The 15,468-nt window shown below is 69.4% G+C and carries 17 protein-coding genes; 9 read left to right on the forward strand and 8 right to left on the reverse strand.

The features are described from left to right. Positions 1-55 precede the first annotated feature (55 nt). Complete coding sequence (locus tag NRY95_19750; GenBank protein UYC15896.1) at positions 56-535, forward strand: Lrp/AsnC ligand binding domain-containing protein; 480 nt, start codon at positions 56-58, stop codon at positions 533-535. Positions 536-756: 221 nt separating this feature from the next. On the opposite strand, the gene NRY95_19755 is transcribed toward NRY95_19750, so the two are convergent. Further along, positions 757-1,134 carry a host attachment family protein gene (locus NRY95_19755; GenBank protein ID UYC15897.1) on the reverse strand — a complete coding sequence of 126 codons (378 nt, stop codon included), beginning with the start codon at positions 1,132-1,134 and terminating at the stop codon, positions 757-759. A gap of 138 nt (positions 1,135-1,272) precedes the next feature. Next, a complete protein-coding gene (locus tag NRY95_19760) occupies positions 1,273-1,671 on the reverse strand; it encodes a hypothetical protein (protein UYC15898.1) in 399 nt (132 codons plus the stop codon). 137 nt (positions 1,672-1,808) lie between these two features. On the opposite strand from NRY95_19760, the gene msrB reads away from it, so the two are divergent. From msrB to motB, 3 genes are all read left to right on the forward strand, one after another. Beyond that, positions 1,809-2,273 carry a peptide-methionine (R)-S-oxide reductase MsrB gene (gene msrB / locus NRY95_19765; GenBank protein UYC15899.1) on the forward strand — a complete coding sequence of 155 codons (465 nt, stop codon included), beginning with the start codon at positions 1,809-1,811 and terminating at the stop codon, positions 2,271-2,273. 558 nt (positions 2,274-2,831) lie between these two features. Then, positions 2,832-3,686 carry a flagellar motor stator protein MotA gene (gene motA / locus NRY95_19770; GenBank protein UYC15900.1) on the forward strand — a complete coding sequence of 285 codons (855 nt, stop codon included), beginning with the start codon at positions 2,832-2,834 and terminating at the stop codon, positions 3,684-3,686. 10 nt (positions 3,687-3,696) lie between these two features. Next, the gene (gene motB, locus NRY95_19775) at positions 3,697-4,926 is read left to right on the forward strand and encodes a flagellar motor protein MotB (protein UYC15901.1); all 1,230 of its coding nucleotides are present in this window, start codon (positions 3,697-3,699) and stop codon (positions 4,924-4,926) included. Positions 4,927-5,211: 285 nt separating this feature from the next. Here motB and NRY95_19780 read toward each other — a convergent pair whose 3' ends face one another. Further along, positions 5,212-6,048 (reverse strand): hypothetical protein, encoded by an 837-nt coding sequence (locus NRY95_19780; GenBank protein UYC15902.1) that lies wholly within the window; start codon positions 6,046-6,048, stop codon positions 5,212-5,214. Positions 6,049-6,338: 290 nt separating this feature from the next. Here NRY95_19780 and NRY95_19785 point away from each other — a divergent pair, with 290 nt between their 5' ends. Then, positions 6,339-6,875, forward strand: a complete 537-nt coding sequence (locus NRY95_19785; protein UYC18648.1) for a hypothetical protein — start codon at positions 6,339-6,341, stop codon at positions 6,873-6,875. 8 nt (positions 6,876-6,883) lie between these two features. Further along, a complete protein-coding gene (locus NRY95_19790; protein UYC15903.1) occupies positions 6,884-7,168 on the forward strand; it encodes a DUF4031 domain-containing protein in 285 nt (94 codons plus the stop codon). A gap of 362 nt (positions 7,169-7,530) precedes the next feature. On the opposite strand, the gene NRY95_19795 is transcribed toward NRY95_19790, so the two are convergent. Further along, a complete protein-coding gene (locus NRY95_19795; protein UYC15904.1) occupies positions 7,531-8,076 on the reverse strand; it encodes a hypothetical protein in 546 nt (181 codons plus the stop codon). A gap of 146 nt (positions 8,077-8,222) precedes the next feature. Between NRY95_19795 and NRY95_19800 the strand changes: the two genes are divergently transcribed. Continuing rightward, positions 8,223-8,468 carry a DUF3297 family protein gene (locus NRY95_19800; protein UYC15905.1) on the forward strand — a complete coding sequence of 82 codons (246 nt, stop codon included), beginning with the start codon at positions 8,223-8,225 and terminating at the stop codon, positions 8,466-8,468. A gap of 66 nt (positions 8,469-8,534) precedes the next feature. On the opposite strand, the gene NRY95_19805 is transcribed toward NRY95_19800, so the two are convergent. The 3 genes from NRY95_19805 to NRY95_19815 form a co-directional block, all read right to left on the reverse strand. Beyond that, on the reverse strand, positions 8,535-9,296 hold the full coding sequence (locus NRY95_19805; protein ID UYC15906.1) for an ABC transporter permease: 762 nt from the start codon (positions 9,294-9,296) through the stop codon (positions 8,535-8,537). Beyond that, a complete protein-coding gene (locus NRY95_19810) occupies positions 9,293-10,240 on the reverse strand; it encodes an ABC transporter ATP-binding protein (protein UYC15907.1) in 948 nt (315 codons plus the stop codon). Before NRY95_19810 ends, NRY95_19805 begins: the two co-directional genes overlap by 4 nt. Positions 10,241-10,394: 154 nt before the next feature. Next, positions 10,395-12,032, reverse strand: a complete 1,638-nt coding sequence (locus NRY95_19815) for a Na+/H+ antiporter (protein UYC15908.1) — start codon at positions 12,030-12,032, stop codon at positions 10,395-10,397. Positions 12,033-12,299: 267 nt separating this feature from the next. On the opposite strand from NRY95_19815, the gene NRY95_19820 reads away from it, so the two are divergent. Beyond that, on the forward strand, positions 12,300-12,968 hold the full coding sequence (locus NRY95_19820; GenBank protein UYC15909.1) for a class I SAM-dependent methyltransferase: 669 nt from the start codon (positions 12,300-12,302) through the stop codon (positions 12,966-12,968). Positions 12,969-13,279: 311 nt separating this feature from the next. Beyond that, positions 13,280-13,870: a fasciclin domain-containing protein gene (locus NRY95_19825; GenBank protein ID UYC15910.1), complete on the forward strand. Its 591-nt coding sequence runs from the start codon at positions 13,280-13,282 to the stop codon at positions 13,868-13,870. A gap of 154 nt (positions 13,871-14,024) precedes the next feature. Here NRY95_19825 and NRY95_19830 read toward each other — a convergent pair whose 3' ends face one another. Then, complete coding sequence (locus NRY95_19830; GenBank protein UYC15911.1) at positions 14,025-15,431, reverse strand: UdgX family uracil-DNA binding protein; 1,407 nt, start codon at positions 15,429-15,431, stop codon at positions 14,025-14,027. Positions 15,432-15,468: the final 37 nt, after the last annotated feature.

Raw genomic sequence — 15,468 nt, forward strand, 5'->3', positions numbered from 1 at the left:
ATTTTCGCACACCGTGCAGGTCAATCTCCTGCCCCAGCCCACCGAGACCCGCGCCATGGCCGCACGCGCCCGCGAACTGGACAAGATCGACCGCAAGATCCTGCGCATTCTGCAGCAGGAAGGGCGCATCTCCTTCACCGAACTGGGCGAGCGGGTCGGCCTGTCGACCACGCCGTGCACCGAGCGGGTACGCCGGCTGGAACGCGACGGCGCCATCACCGGCTACTACGCGCGGCTGGACCCGCACTTCCTCAAGGCCAGCCTGCTGGTGTTCGTGGAGATCAGCCTGGCCTACAAGTCCGGCGACATCTTCGAGGAATTCCGCCGCGCCGCACTGAAGCTGCCCAACGTGCTGGAGTGCCACCTTGTCTCCGGCGACTTCGACTACCTGCTCAAGGCGCGGATCAGCGAGATGGCCTCGTACCGCAAGCTGCTCGGCAGCACCCTGCTGACCCTGCCGCACGTGCGCGAGTCCAAGAGCTACATCGTGATGGAAGAGGTGAAGGAGACGCTGAGCCTGCCGATCGCCGACTGAGCGCAAGCCCCTCTCCCGCCGGCGACCGAAGCAAGTCCCGTGGGAGAGAGGGGTTGGGGTGAGGGTGCGGCGCGAAGCGTCTCGCGGAGTTTGGATGCACGAGGCTGCGCCCGTCCCCTCATCCGCCCCTTCGGGGCACCTTCTCCCGATGGGAGAAGGACAAGCCTGTCGAGGGGAGACGGAGTGGGCGCAATGCGCAGCGGCCTGCGCGACGGACACGCTTACGCCAGCAGCTTTTCCAGCTCGTCGCGCGGCGTGTGCGCGTGGTTCTTGGCCAGTTCCGACACCACCCGCTTCTGGACTTCCTTGTGCAGCAGCGGCCGCAACTGGCCCAGGGTCTGCGGATCGGCGACCAGCACCAGGTGCTCGAAGTCGCTGCGCAGCGCGCTCTGGTACAGGCGCTCGGCCAGCTGGCGGACGAAGCCGGCCTCGTCCATGGTCATCGGCCGGTCGCCGTCCTCGACGCCTTCGATCGGCGTGGGGGTCAGCACTTCGGTCTGCTCCAGCAGCGAGGTCTGGCCGGCCAGCGTGGTGCGGAACAGGCGTGCGCTGACGCGATCGGCGACGACCACCAGGGTGTTGTCGGGAAGCTTGCTCATCGGTTCTCCTAGCGAAGGTACGGCGCAGGCACCGGGGGCGCCTGCGTCGGGCCAGTCTAGGAAGCGGTTCGTGAGGATCGCGACCACGGACCGTTGCCGCGCTTTCACGCCGCGGCCACGCACAGCGCCGGTCGGCGCCTACTCGTTGATGCGCTGGCCGTCGCCGCTGGGCACGGTGCTGTAGTAGCGGCCGCTGCGCGTGTCCAGCACGCGGTTGGGGCCGACCTGCACCGCGCCGGGAATGAGGCGGCCGCCGCGGTCGTACAGCTTGACCGGGCGGCGGTCGGCGGCGGCAGCGGCGCCGTTGCCGGGTGCCGGCCTGGCCTTGGCCGGCTTGTGCGCGGGCGACTGCGAGGACGCCGGGCGATCGTCCAGGCTGGACCGCACCGGCGCGGCCTTGGGCACCGGCGCCGATTCCAGCGTGGTCGATTGGCGGGTGGCGGTCGCCGACGACGGGGCCGGATTCAGGCTCTGCGCCGTCGCCAGCGCCGGTGCCAGCAGCGCGATGGCGGCCATGCGAATGAGGGAAGGATGCACAACCGCTCCATAGCACCGTGATCGGAACGCCGACGCTAGCGCAACCGGAGCGCCACGTCGATGCCGCCTGCCTGCGGCTTGATCGCCGCGGCGGCGCCCTCATCTTGTGCGCATCCTTCCGCGCTACGGGCCCCGCCATGAGCCGATTCGACCTCACGCCTCCCACCTCCGCCGAACGCGAGCGGTTGATCGCCGGGCTCAACGACGAGGAGCGGCGGGTGTTGCTGCAGCACGGCACCGAGGCGCCGTTCTGCGGCGTCTTCCTGGACAACAAGCTGGAGGGCGTCTACAGCTGCCGGCTGTGCGGACTGCCGCTGTTCCGTTCCAGCGCCAAGTTCGATTCGGGCACCGGCTGGCCCAGCTTCTTCGCGCCCTACCACCCGGCCCACGTGCGCGAGATCCGCGACAGCAGCCACGGCATGATCCGCACCGAGATCGTCTGCGCGCGCTGCGACAGCCACCTCGGCCATGTGTTCCCGGACGGCCCGCCGCCCAGCGGCGAGCGGCATTGCCTGAACTCGGTGTCGCTGCAATTCACCGAACAGGGCCAGGCGCTGCCGAACCCGTTGCAGCGCGGCGGCGGCGACAGCGAACCGGCCTGACCGGCAGCGCCCCGGCGCCGCATCGCACGGAGCAGACCTGCGGCGCGTGCCCTCCTGGTTTCCTGCTGATCTTGCCGCTGGCCGCATGCGGACGCGCCTGCGCAGCGGCGGCCATTTCCGCGGCGCACCCGGCCGCCGGCGCACGCTTGCAGGCCGATCGCTGCGCCTGCGATGGCACTGCGGCAGCGACGCGGTGCAGGCCGAATTCGATGCGGCGCGCGACCGTGCGGCGCCGCTGGTGCTCGGCCGTCGCTGCGCAGGCATCGGGCCGATGCCGACAGCGGCGCGCCACGCCGCTGCCCAGGGCAACCTGCACCGCGAACATCCGCGCGATGCCGCCGCACCTGCCCCCCGATACGCGCAGATGCGTGCGCCAGGGAAGCGGCGTGAGCGGCTGAAACCACGCACCCACACGCCGGCGTACGTCGCCGCGGCAGAGGCGCAAGCGGCGTCTTCACACGCGTCTTCACGCAGCCGCGGCCGCGCCGCCGCCTTCAGAAAGCCGCCGCTGGGCCGAAATGGAGATATCCCCGTTCCGGCTCGCAGGCTGCTTCCGCCATGCTCATCATTGTTGGCTTCCTTGTCGTCATCATCAGCGTGATCGGCGGCTACGTGCTCTCGCACGGCAAGCTCGGCGCGCTCTGGCAGCCCTACGAATTGCTGATCATCGGCGGCGCGGCGCTGGGTGCGTTCCTGGTCAGCACCCCCGGCAAGATCGTCAAGGCCACCCTCGCCGACATCGCCGGCGTGTTCAAGGGCCCGAAGTACAAGTCCGACGACTACCGGGCCACCCTGAGCCTGGTCTACGAACTGCTGAACAAGGCGCGGCGCGACGGCTTCATGGCCCTGGAAGACCACGTGGAAAAGCCGGCCGAGAGCGCGATCTTCAGCAACTACCCGAAGGTGCTGGCCGACCACCACCTGCTCGACTTCATCACCGACTGCCTGCGCCTGATGATCGGCAGCAACATCGAGCCGCACGAACTGGAGCCGCTGCTGGAGCTGGAGCTGGAAAAGCACCACCACGAGGCGATGGCGCCGGCGCATGCGCTGAGCAAGGTCTCCGACGGCCTGCCCGGCTTCGGCATCGTCGCCGCGGTGCTGGGCATCGTCATCACCATGGGCTCGATCGGCGGCCCGATCGAGGAGATCGGCCACCACGTCGGCGCCGCGCTGGTCGGCACCTTCCTCGGCATCCTGCTGGCCTACGGTTTCGTCGCCCCGCTGGCGGCGGCGATGGAAGCGCGCGCCGAACAGGACAGCCGCATCTTCGAGTCGGTGAAGACCGCACTGCTGGCCTGCCTGCGCGGCTACAACCCGAAGATCGCGCTGGAGTTCGCGCGCAAGACCCTGCCGAGCAACGTGCGGCCGAGCTTCTCGGACTTCGAGACGCACCTGAAGACGATCAAGTAGCAGCGCCGCCATGCCCGAAGCCAAAGCTACCGTCGTCATCCGCCGGGTCAAGAAGATCCAGGCCGGCGGCCACCATGGCGGCGCCTGGAAGGTCGCGTTCGCCGACTTCGTGACCGCGATGATGGCGTTCTTCCTGGTGTTGTGGCTGGTCGCGGCCACCACCAAGGAACAGCGCATGGCGATCTCCGAATACTTCCGCAATCCCAGCCCGCTGGAGGGCAAGAGCCCGGCGCCGAGTCCGGGCATGGCCGGACCCGGCGGCGCCAGCACCTCGATGATCAAGCTCGGCGGCACGGCGGACCTGCAGCGCGGCGACAACAAGGATCCGTTCGGCAGCAAGAGCCCCAAGGGCGACGCGCAGAGCAAGGCGGCCCAGCGCGAAAAGGAAAAGCAGCGCCTGGAAACCCTGATGCAGGAACTGAAGGAAGCGATCGACAAGAGCCAGGCGCTGGAACCGTTCAAGGACCAGTTGCTGCTGGACCTGACCCCGGACGGCCTGCGCATCCAGATCGTGGACAAGGAGAACCGGCCGATGTTCGACATCGGCAGCGCGGTGCTCAAGCCCTACACCCGCGACATCCTGCACGAGCTGTCCGGCTTCATCAACGAAGTGCCCAACCACATCAGCATCACCGGCCACACCGACGTCACCCAGTACAGCGGCAAGAACGGCTACAGCAACTGGGAATTGAGCGCGGACCGCGCCAATGCGGCGCGGCGCGAGCTGGTCGCCGGCGGCATGAGCGAGGACAAGGTCTCGCGCGTGGTCGGCCTGTCCTCCTCGGTGCTTTTCGACAAGCAGAACCCGGACAACCCGATCAACCGCCGCATCAGCATCGTGGTGATGACCAAGGACGCCGAGGATGCGGCGCTGGCCGGCAGCGATCACGCCGTGGCGCTGGGCCAGCGGCAGAACGATGCCGACACCAAGGTACCGGACCTGAGCGCGGCCGTGGCCGCTGTGCCAGCCCCGGTGCCGGCTGCGGCTAGGACTTCGACCTCGACTCCGGCAGCGAATGCCGCTGCCCCGGCGGCGAGCATCGCCAAGCCCGCGACGGTGACCGTCGCGGCGCCGCGCACCACCTCCCCGGAGGCCGCGGCCGACGCCGCCCGCGAAGCGATCCGCGCGGTCAACAGCGTCACCGGCAACAGGCCCCGCAGCAGTGCCGCGCCGTCGCCGTCGCCGTCGCCGGCAACGGCAACGGCAACGGCCGCCGCCGAGAGTCCGGCGCAGCGCTGACGCTTTTTGCTCTCGGGCCTTACCCGAGCGGCGGCGGCGCCGGCTGCGGCCAGCGCTGTCGTGCTGCCCCCAGGTCGCGCCACCTCTTGCAAGAGGCTCATGGTCGACGCGCTGGTGCGCTTGCGGGAGCGGTTTCAACCCCGACAGATGACCAGCACCATGGCTCCTGACCTCGCTCGTCGCGGCTGTTCGCGCCCGCCGCCGCCTGCGTAGCGGGGCTGCGGGAAAGCGCTCCGGTGCGCCACCCGCCGTTGCATTCGTTCCGTTTCCGCGCCGCAGCGCTCCTCACTGCGGCAGCGTTTGCGCCACGCCCTGCGCGATCGCCTGGCGGACGATGCGTTCGATGTCGCGCTGCAGCGCCGCGTTGGCGACCTGCTGGCGCTGTGCCAGCACGTCCTGTTGCCTGGCCAAGCCCTCCTGCTCAGTGGCCAAGGCCGATTGGCGCGTTTCCAGTGCGGCCATCTGCTGCGCGAAGTCCGCATGCGCGGCATCGGTGCGGGCCGCGGATCGGGCAACGGCCGGGCCGCCGCTGGCGGCAAGCCGCGCCTGCTCGCTGGCGATCCTGGCGTCCTCCATGGCCTGGCCTGCCTGGCCCTGTGCGATGGCGCCCTGCTGCCGGCCGATCTCGCCCTGGCGCGTGCCCAGCCGCCCCTGGCGCTCGCCGAGTTCGCCCTGTTGCCGCCCCAGCGCCTCGACCGGCGCGTAGGCGGCCTTCAGTTGCTGGATGGTGGCCGTATCGCGCACCACGTAGCGCTTGCCGTCCTTGCGGATCCACCACAGCGTCTCCTCGCCGTGGCGCGCGCGCCGCGCCTCGCGCAGGTCCTCGCTGCTGCCGTACATGTTGGTGTTCCCCTGTTCGAACAGCACCGAGGCATTGCGGCGATCGTCGGACAGGGTGGTGATGCTGGTACTGCTCGTCACCCGATGCGTGCCGGCAACGGGAGCGGGCGGCACCGGTGGCACGGGCGCAACGGGCGGCACTGCGGGCGACGCCGGTGCGGCGATGTCGATGTCCGCATCCTGGACGCTCGCCTGCACGGACGCGATCGCACCGGCAGCGGCGCCGGCCAGGACCAGCAATGCGGCGCCGCGGCGCCGGAGTGGGATGTTCGAGTGCAGCATGGCGGATCTCCTTGTGGGCATGGCGGATGGGCGAAGCGATGGCCTACGCCGTAGCGACCAACGGCCCGAGCGGCGACGCGAACCACGCGTTACCGACCGCCGCACCAGGCGCACCTGCCGCCGCGGCTGCCAAGCCGCTACGCCCGCATCGGGCATCGGGCATCGGCGGCAGGGCTGGATAACTACAGCCGTAGTCAAACTAGTCATGCCTACAAATGTAGTCAAGCCTGCCGAAGGTCATGCCCGGCCGCCCCGCTTACAATGGCCGTCAATCCGCGAACGAGACGAACGTGTCCAAGCAATCCAAAGCCAAGCGCGACAAGCGCAAGAAGCAGCAACCCAAGCGCGCCTTTGCCCGACTGGGCCGCGAGCAGCCCATCGCCAACCACGCCGTGCTGCAGGACGAGAGCGGCCGCGTGCTGGCCGCGATCGGCCTGCAGGGCTACGAATGGCTGCTGTCGATCGGCGGCCAGACCATGGGCAACGCCGACAATCCGGTGCCGATGCTGGCGATGCTCAAGCACCTGGCCAACGTGCAGGAGCAGGAAGGCAAGACCATCACCCTGGACTACTCGACCCAGTTGCAGGAGATGATCGACGACCTTGCCGCCGACGAGGGCAAGACCGCGGCAGAGTATCTGGACGCATTGGTGGCCGAGTTCGCCGAGGGCGAGGGCGACGACGGGATCGATGCCGCCGCTGGCGATGCCGACGACGAGGCAGATGCCGAAGCGGACACGGCTGCGAGCGACACGACCGCGGCAACCCCTGCGGCTGACGCGGCTGACGTCGAAGCCGACGCCGACGGCAAGCACAAGCCAGCCTGATCGTCACGATGGCGGTCTACATCGACGATGCGGTGCATCCCTGGCGCGGCCAGCGCTGGGGACACCTGCTCGCCGATACGCTGGACGAACTGCATGCGATGGCGGCGCGGCTGGGCATTCCCCGCCGCGCCTTCCAGAACAAGCTCAGCGGCGCGCACTACGACGTGCCCGCCGCCTTGCGCGACGAGGCGATCCGCCTGGGCGCGGTGCCGGTGTCCCGGCACACCGATCGCGAACTGATGAAGGCGCTGATCCGCCAGGCGCGCGCGCAGGCGCGCGGCGAGGCCGGTTGACCAGATCGGAGAGCGTCGCCAAGCGGGCATAGGCGCGCCGCCGCGGCACGGCTTGCGAGTGGCCTGGGACGTCGTCAGCCTCGACACTTCGCCGAAGCCGTTCTGGTTTCTCGACGCCGTTCGTCGCGGCTGAAGCCGCTCCACAGGGAACTTGCGGTACGTTGGCTGGGTGCACTGTTGGAGGGACTTCAGTCCCGACGCATGGGTCCCGACGCATTTCGGCGCCGGGAAGCGTACCGCTCCGTTCGTCGCGGCCGACGCCGCTCCGCCGCGCTTGCGGCAGGCCGCTCGCGCACTCGCGATGCCACCGCGGCATGCAGGGGGCAGCGATGCCACTCCTGCGGCCGCCTGGCGGGCCGCGCCTAGAACGGATCGCTGCCCGGGCGCAGGTCGATGCCCAGGATCGCCGCCAGCCGCTGCATGTCCTCGTCGTCGCGGCTGAGCGCCATCCAGCCGGCGCGGTCGTCGCCGCCGGTGTCCCAGCACCAGATGCTGTAGCCGTACTCGCGCAGGCGGTCGTAGGCCACCGCCAGCAGCGAGGCGGTGTCGTGGGCGCCGAGGAAGTCCTCGTCGTCGACGTCGCCGCCCCAGTCGAGGCGCAAATTCCAGCGCGCGGCCAGTTCGTTGATCGCGCCGATCAGCGCTTCGGTATCGCCGCCGTCCACGTAGAAGCCGGAGGTCCAGTCGATGGCGTCCTTCAGCGTCCACAGCCAGCCGTCGCCGTCGCTCTCCGCTTCGCCCGCGGCCTCGCGGTAGGCGTTGAACTGGCGCAGCGCGGTCTCGTCGTCGCCGGGATTGATCAGCAGCAGCAGGTTCCAGATCAGCCCCTGCTGGGTATCCGGATCGTCGTCGTCCGCGTCGCCGCTGAGGTCGTCGGGGTCTTCGTAGTCGGCGCTGTTGTCGGGCATGGCGGCGGATCGGGCAGTGCGGGAGGCGCAGTGTGACGCGCCGGGCGCGGCGACGGAAGCGCGGCGAAACTCGGCAGCGACGCCGCAGGCGTTTATCCTTCGCCCCCGGAAGACGGCGCCACCCGCCGCCAAGCGAACCCATGACGATGCGCGATACCCCTCCCGATCACCTGGCGATCAGCCCGCAGAGCCCGTTCCACGATGCGCAGGCGCTGGCGCGCGGCGTCGGCATCCGCTTCAACGGCGTGGAGCGCGACAACGTGGAGGAATATTCGGTCAGCGAAGGCTGGATCCGCGTGCAGGTCGGCAAGGCGCGCGACCGCCGCGGCAATCCGATGACGATGAAGATCAACGGCAAGGTCGAGGCGTACTTCCTGGAAAAAACCGACTGAGCGCCACGTACGGCCGGCGCGCTCGGCGATCTGCAGCCGGCGCGCGCGGCGGGCGCGACTGCCGGCTCAGGACTTGAGCCGGTAGCCGCTGCGGAAGATCGCCCAGACCACGAGCAGGCACACCGCCAGGAACACCCCGGTCATGCTCGCGCTGACCGCGATATGTACGTCGGCCTTGCCGAAGAACGCCCAGCGGAAACCGCTGACCAGGTACAGCACCGGGTTGAACTTGCTGATCTGCTGCCACAGCGGCGGCAGCATGCCGATCGAATAGAAGCAGCCGCCGAGGAAGGTCAGCGGGGTGACCACCATCAGCGGGATCACCTGCAGCTTCTCGAAACCGTCGGCCCACAGACCGATGATGAAGCCGAACAGGCTGAAGGTCACCGCGGTCAGCACCAGGAAGCCGAACATCCATAGCGGATGCGCGATCTGGTAGGGCCCGAACGCGCGCGCGGTGAGCAGGATCAGCAGGCCCAGCAGCACCGACTTGCTCGCCGCCGCGCCGACGTAGCCGATCACCACCTCCCACCACGCCACCGGCGCCGACAGCACCTCGTAGATGGTGCCGGCCCAGCGCGGCATGTAGATGCCGAACGAGGCGTTGGAGATGCTCTCGTTGAGCAGCGACAGCATCACCAGCCCGGGAATGATGTAGGCGCCGTAGTCGACGCCGTCGATGACGCCCATGCGCGAACCGATCGCCGCGCCGAACACCACGAAGTACAGCGAGGTCGACAGCACCGGCGAGGCGATCGACTGGGTCAGGGTGCGGAAGGTGCGCGCCATTTCGAAACGGTAGATCGCGGCGATCGCATGCAGGTTCATGCGCGCGCCTCCGCGCCGGCGGCGGCCGGGCGCACCAGGTTGACGAAGATCTCCTCCAGCGAGCTTTCGCTGGAATGCAGGTCCTTGATCTCCACGCCGTGTTCCTCCAGTTGCCGCAGCAGGCGGCCGATGCCGGTCTGCTCGGCCTGCACGTCGTAGGTATAGGTGAGCACGGCGCCGTCGGCGGACAGTTCCAGCGGTTGCGCGGCCAGCGCCGCGGGCAATGCCGGCAGCGGCGCCTGCAGGGTCAGCACCAGCTGCTTCTTGCCGAGCTTGCGCATCAGCGTGCGCTTGTCCTCCACCAGCACCAGTTCGCCGCGGTTGATCACCCCGACGCGGTCGGCCATGTCCTCGGCTTCCTCGATGTAGTGCGTGGTCAGGATGATGGTGGTGCCCTGCTCGCGCAGGCGCCGCACCATCTGCCACATGTCGTGGCGCAGCTCCACGTCCACGCCGGCGGTCGGCTCGTCCAGGAACAGGATGCTCGGCTCGTGCGCCAGCGCCTTGGCGATCAGCACGCGCCGCTTCATGCCGCCGGACAGGGTGGAGATCCTGTTGTCGCGCTTGTCCCACAGCGACAACTCGCGCAGCACCTGCTCCAGGTAGGCCGGATTCTTCGGCTTGCCGAACAGGCCGCGGCTGAAGCGCACCGTCGCCCATACCGTCTCGAACGCGTCGGTGGCCAGCTCCTGCGGCACCAGCCCGATCTTGGCGCGCGCGGCGCGATAGTCGTGCACGATGTCGTGGCCGTCGGCCAGCACCCGGCCGCTGCTGGGATTGACCAGGCCGCAGACCACGCTGATCAGCGTGGTCTTGCCGGCGCCGTTGGGACCGAGCAGGGCGAAGATCTCGCCGCGCTGGATGTCCAGGTCGATGCCCTTCAGCGCCTGGAAGCCGCCTTTGTAGGTCTTGGTGAGTTGCTGGATGGAGATGATCGGGGGCACGCGGATTCCTTTGCGGGACTCGGGACTCGGGACTCGAAGAGCCTAGCAGCCGCATCGTTGCGAGCATGGGAAGCAAAGCGTCCGCCAGCCCGAGCCGTATCAGTCATCGCATACCCTCCGAGTCCCGAGTCCCGGGTCCCGGGTCCCGCCCCCCTCAACTCTTCCTCCGCGCCTCCAGCAAATCCAGATTCCGGATCAGCCGCCGCGCGATCTCGTCGGAGATCCTGCGCTGGCGGGTCAGCTTGAACAGTTCCTGGCGTTCGGCCTGCAGGCCGGCGTTGCGCAGCTGGCGCAACACATCGTCCAGCCGCCGCGCCTCTTCCGGATCGCTCTCCATCGCCTCGCCATGGTCGAGGTGGCGCTGGTACAGGGCGCTGACCCGGATCGCCGCCTCGTTGTAGAGGTCGGCATGTTCGCTGTCGTGCACCAGCCGCTGGCGCAGCTTCTCCACCGCCGCCAGCGCCGCGCGCGAGGATTCGCGCCGCGCCAGGTCCTCCTCCAGGCGGTCGCTGGGTTCCTCCGGCAGTTCCAGGCCGCGCAGCAGCCGCGGCAGCGCCACGCTGGCGACCAGCAGCGAGGTCACGATCACCGCGCTGGCCAGGAAGATCACCAGGTCGCGCGCCGGGAACGCGGCGCCGGTGGGCAGCAGCAGCGGCAGGGTCAGCACGCCGGCCAGGGTGATCGCGCCGCGCACGCCGGCCAGCGAGGCCGCCACCACGATCCGCCACGGCGGGCTGAGGTGCGCCTCACCGCGGCGCCGCGCCTTGAGCAGGTTCCAGCGCAGCGACAGCCACACCCACACGAAGCGCAGCAACAGCAGGCCGACATAGATCGCCAGCGCATAGCCCAGCAGCCACCACGGATTGAGGTGTCCGGCTTCGTCGATGTTGTGCACCGCGCCCTGCACGATGCCCGGCAACTGCTCGCCGAGCAGCACGAACATGATGCCGTTGAGGGTGAACTGGACCATGTCCCACACCGCCGAGCGCTGCACGCGCATGCTGCCCGGGGCGCGGCCGCTCAGCTCCACGTAGCTCATGCTGATGCCGGCGGCGACCGCGGCGAGGATGCCGGAGGCGTTGATCGCCTCGGCCAGCAGGTAGGCGGCGAACGGCAGCAGCAGGTTGACCAGGATCGCCGCGCCGGGCTCCTCGCCGACCTGGCGCCAGATCCAGCGCTGCGCCAGGCTCGCGCCCAGGGTCACGCCGACGCCGGCGGCGACGCCGACCAGCGCCACCCACAGGAAGGTCAGCGAGGCGTCGGCCAGCGAGAACGCGCCGGTCATCGCCGCGGCCACCGCGAACTGGAAGCAGACCAGGCCCGACGCATCGTTGAGCAGCGACTCGCCCTCCAGGATGTGCATCAGCCGCTTCGGGATCGGCGCCCGCGCCGCGATCGAGGACACCGCGACCGGATCGGTCGGCGACACCACCGCGGCCAGCGCGAACGCCACCGCCAGCGGCATCGCCGGAATCATCCAGTGGATCAGGAAACCGGCGCCGACCACGGTGAACACCACCAGGCCCAGCGCCAGTTCCAGGATCGCGCCCTTGTCGCGGAACAGGCCCTGCTTGGGGATGCGCCAGCCGTCCAGGAACAGCAGCGGCGGCAGGAACAGCAGGAAGAACAGCTCCGGCTCCAGCGTATAGCCCTTCTTGAACACCCCGGCGATGACCGCGCCCAGGCCGATCTGCACCAGGGGCAACGGCAGCGAGAACGGCAGCACCCGCACCAGATAACCGCTGGCCACCACCGCCAGCAACATCGCCAACACCACTTCGATCGAATGCATGCTCGTCCGGACCGCAGCACCGCGCCGACGGCACCGCACCATGAATGGGGGAAGCGGCAAGCAAAGCGCACCGCAGGCGCGATGTCCAGTGACAGCGGCGCGCGGCATTTAGCCGGCGGCGCGTCTGCCGCGGTCCGCGCACCCGCGCTGGCGCCGTGCCGCGGTCGCGGCGCGACCTGCGCCACCCGGCCGCAGCGCGGCACGCGATAGTATCGCTCCGCCCCATTCCCGCACCGAACCCCGCGCCGCATCGCCGTCGGAGACTCCATGCTGACCATTCAAGAACTCAACACCTTCATCGACGACCAGGCGGTCGGCGACAGCGTCTGGCAGATCTGGAACCTGATCGGCCAGCATTTCGAGCAGGCCCAGGCGAGCCTGCCCGCCGAACAGGCGATGCCACGGCGCGAACTGTCGTTCCACGATCAGGTGCGGCTATTGGGCTATCTGTGCCTGCTGCTCGAAGGCATTCCCGGCGACCTGGTGGAGATCGGGGTGTGGAAGGGCAAGTCGCTGGTGCTGATGAACGAGGTCAGCAATCGCCAGCGCCGGGTGATCGGCCTGGACCCGTTCGCCTTGCCGAACCAGTTCGAGGAATTCAACCACTACCGCCAGCGGCTGCTGCCCAATGCGCAGTTCATCCGCGGCTACTCGGAGTTCTGCGCCCAGCACTTCTACAACATGAAACCCGAAGTGGCATTGCTGCATATCGACGGCGGCCACACCGGGCGCAACGTGCTGCTGGATTTCCTGCTGTATGCGCCCAGCGTGGTGAGCGGCGGGTTCGTCGTGTTCGACGACTACGGCGACCACCAGCACTCGCCGGAAGTCGGCCCCGCGGTCGACCTGCTCCGGGCCACCGGCTACTTCAACGACTTCCAGGTGCTGGGCTGCGCGCATGGCTTCGAGAACAGCTACGTGCTGCAGCGCCGCTGAGCCGGCGGCAGCGTGTCCATGCGGCGCCTGCCAGCGCTGGCAGGCGCCGCTGCTGCGCGAGCATCCAGCGACGCAGCACGCGCGTTTCGGTGTGGCGCGCGGATCCATCGCCGCGCGCGGTCCCGCCTGCTGCAGCGTCTGCGCTGCCTCTGCGCAGGCGCGCTTGCCGGGAATGCGTATGGCGCGGGGTGCGATATCCGCCCGCCCCCCATTCATCATTATCTGGATGGCGTGATGCAACCGCGCCAGCGCTGCGGCCGTAGAACGTGTGCACGGTCGACTGGCCGCGCATTCCCTAAAGGAGCAAACCCATGAAGATCCAATTGCTGGCCCTGGCCCTCGCGGGCCTGGTCTCGCTGCCCGCCATGGCCGGCAGCGGCCAGGCCGCGATGCACGACCACGCGGCGATGACCCAGGCCAAGCCGAATCCGATGGTCGGCGGCGCCCCGATGTACGCGACCAAGGACATCATCGACAACGCGGTCAACTCCAAGGATCACACGACCCTGGTCGCCGCGGTCAAGGCCGCCGGCCTGGTGGACACGCTGAAGGGCGCAGGCCCGTTCACCGTGTTCGCACCGACCAACGCCGCCTTCGCCGCACTGCCGGCGGGCACCGTGGACACGCTGCTCAAGCCCGAAAACAAGGACAAGCTGACCCAGGTACTGACCTATCACGTGGTCGCCGGCAAGCTCGATGCGACGACGCTGCTGGCGCAGATCAAGGCCGGCGGCGGCAGCGCCAAGCTGACCACCGTGCAGGGCGAAACGCTGGTCGCAAAGACCCGCGGCGGCAAGGTCACCCTCACTGACAGCAAAGGCAATACCGCCCACGTCACCACCGCCGACGTGATGCAGAGCAATGGCGTGATCCATGTGGTGGACAAGGTTTTGATGCCGTAAGCACAGCTCGGGGGTGCATTGGCATCGCGGGGACGGCTGCGGCCGTCCTCGTTTTGCGCCATTCCCTCGGCAGGCCGTGGCCTGCCCACTCCAACAACAGCCGGACGCGTGCACGCGATCAGTCGCCAGTCGGGGTTCCGCGCGGCGTCTGCGCCTATCCTGCCAGAACGCGCAAGTCGCGCAAGAAGCCTCGATAGGCGGCATCTGCCGCATCGCCGCCGCGCTGGCGCAGCACCCAGGACGGATGCACGGTGGCCAGCGCGCGGGTGCCGTCGGCCAGCGCCTGCCACTGCCCGCGCTGGGCCATCAACGCAAAGCCGTTGCCCAGCACCGCGCGCGCCGCGGTCGCGCCCAGGCACAGCACCACGCGCGGCCGCACCCGCGCCAGCTCGCCGGCCAGCCAGAAGCGGCAGGCTTCCACCTGCGCACGTTCGGGATTGCGATGCAGCCGCGTCTTGCCGCGTTGCTCGAAGCGGAAATGCTTGACCGCATTGGTCACGTACAGCCCGGCGCGGGCGATGCCGAGTTCGTCCAGCGCGCGATCGAACAGGCGCCCGGCCGGACCGACGAACGGCCGCCCGCTCAGGTCCTCCTCGTCGCCGGGCTGCTCGCCCACCACCATCACCGCGGCGTCGTGCGGGCCCTCGCCGAACACGGTCTGCGTGGCCGGTTGCCACAGCGGACAGCGCCGGCACTCGCGCGCTGCCGCACGCAGCGCCTCGAGGCTGTCGTCGGCGGCGGCCACGACCGGCGGCGGCGGTGCGGGGATGCGCCGCCGCACCTGCTCCGGCGCGCGCTCGGCCATGGCGCGCACGCGCTGCCCGGCCTCGCGGATCAGGCCCGGCAGCAACTGCGTCTCCGGCAGGTTCTTCCAGTATTTCTGCGGCATCTCCTGGCGCATCATGTCCGGATTGAGCCGCGCCGGATTGAAGATGTTGGCGTAGTAGGTGCGCCACAACGCATCCTGCGCATCGTCGGCCGGCGCATCGGCGCGCTGCGCGCCGGCGCCGAACTGCAGCGCGGCGCCGTCCCAGCGCACACTGCTGTACGGGGTCAGGATCGCCCAGCGCATGCCGGCGAAACGGCGCGCGAAGAACGGCGCGATGCGATCGACGATGTGATGCTCCGGCTCGAACCAGGCGACGAACGCCTCGGCCTGGCCGGGCACCTCGCGGAAGCGCACGAACGCCTTCATCTTGTGGCTGTCGCGCCGCACCGCCTGCGCCCACTGCTGCGCCCGATGCACATCGGCATCGGTGACCCGCTGCAACAATGCCCGCTCGCCCGACGCGATCCGCCACAGCAACCGATACAGCAACGCATGCCGCTGCGCATCGCGATGGCACAACACCGCCCCGGCCAACGCCAGGAACTCGGCGGACACCCGTGGCGCCGCCACCGTCGCCGGCAACGCGGCCACATCGGTCCCGGCCAGCAACCCGCCCTGCGCATCCCCGCCCCACACCAACAGCTCCGGCGCCACCTGCGCGCACCACGCCGCCCGCGCCGCCGCCCGCCACGCCTCCAGACTCCACGGCGGCACCACCTCAGCCTGGAACACGGCCCTGCCCCCACAACGCCGCACCGAACCCAAAGCG

Source organism: Xanthomonas campestris pv. phormiicola, assembly GCA_025666215.1.
Taxonomy (GTDB): domain Bacteria; phylum Pseudomonadota; class Gammaproteobacteria; order Xanthomonadales; family Xanthomonadaceae; genus Xanthomonas_A; species Xanthomonas_A campestris_A.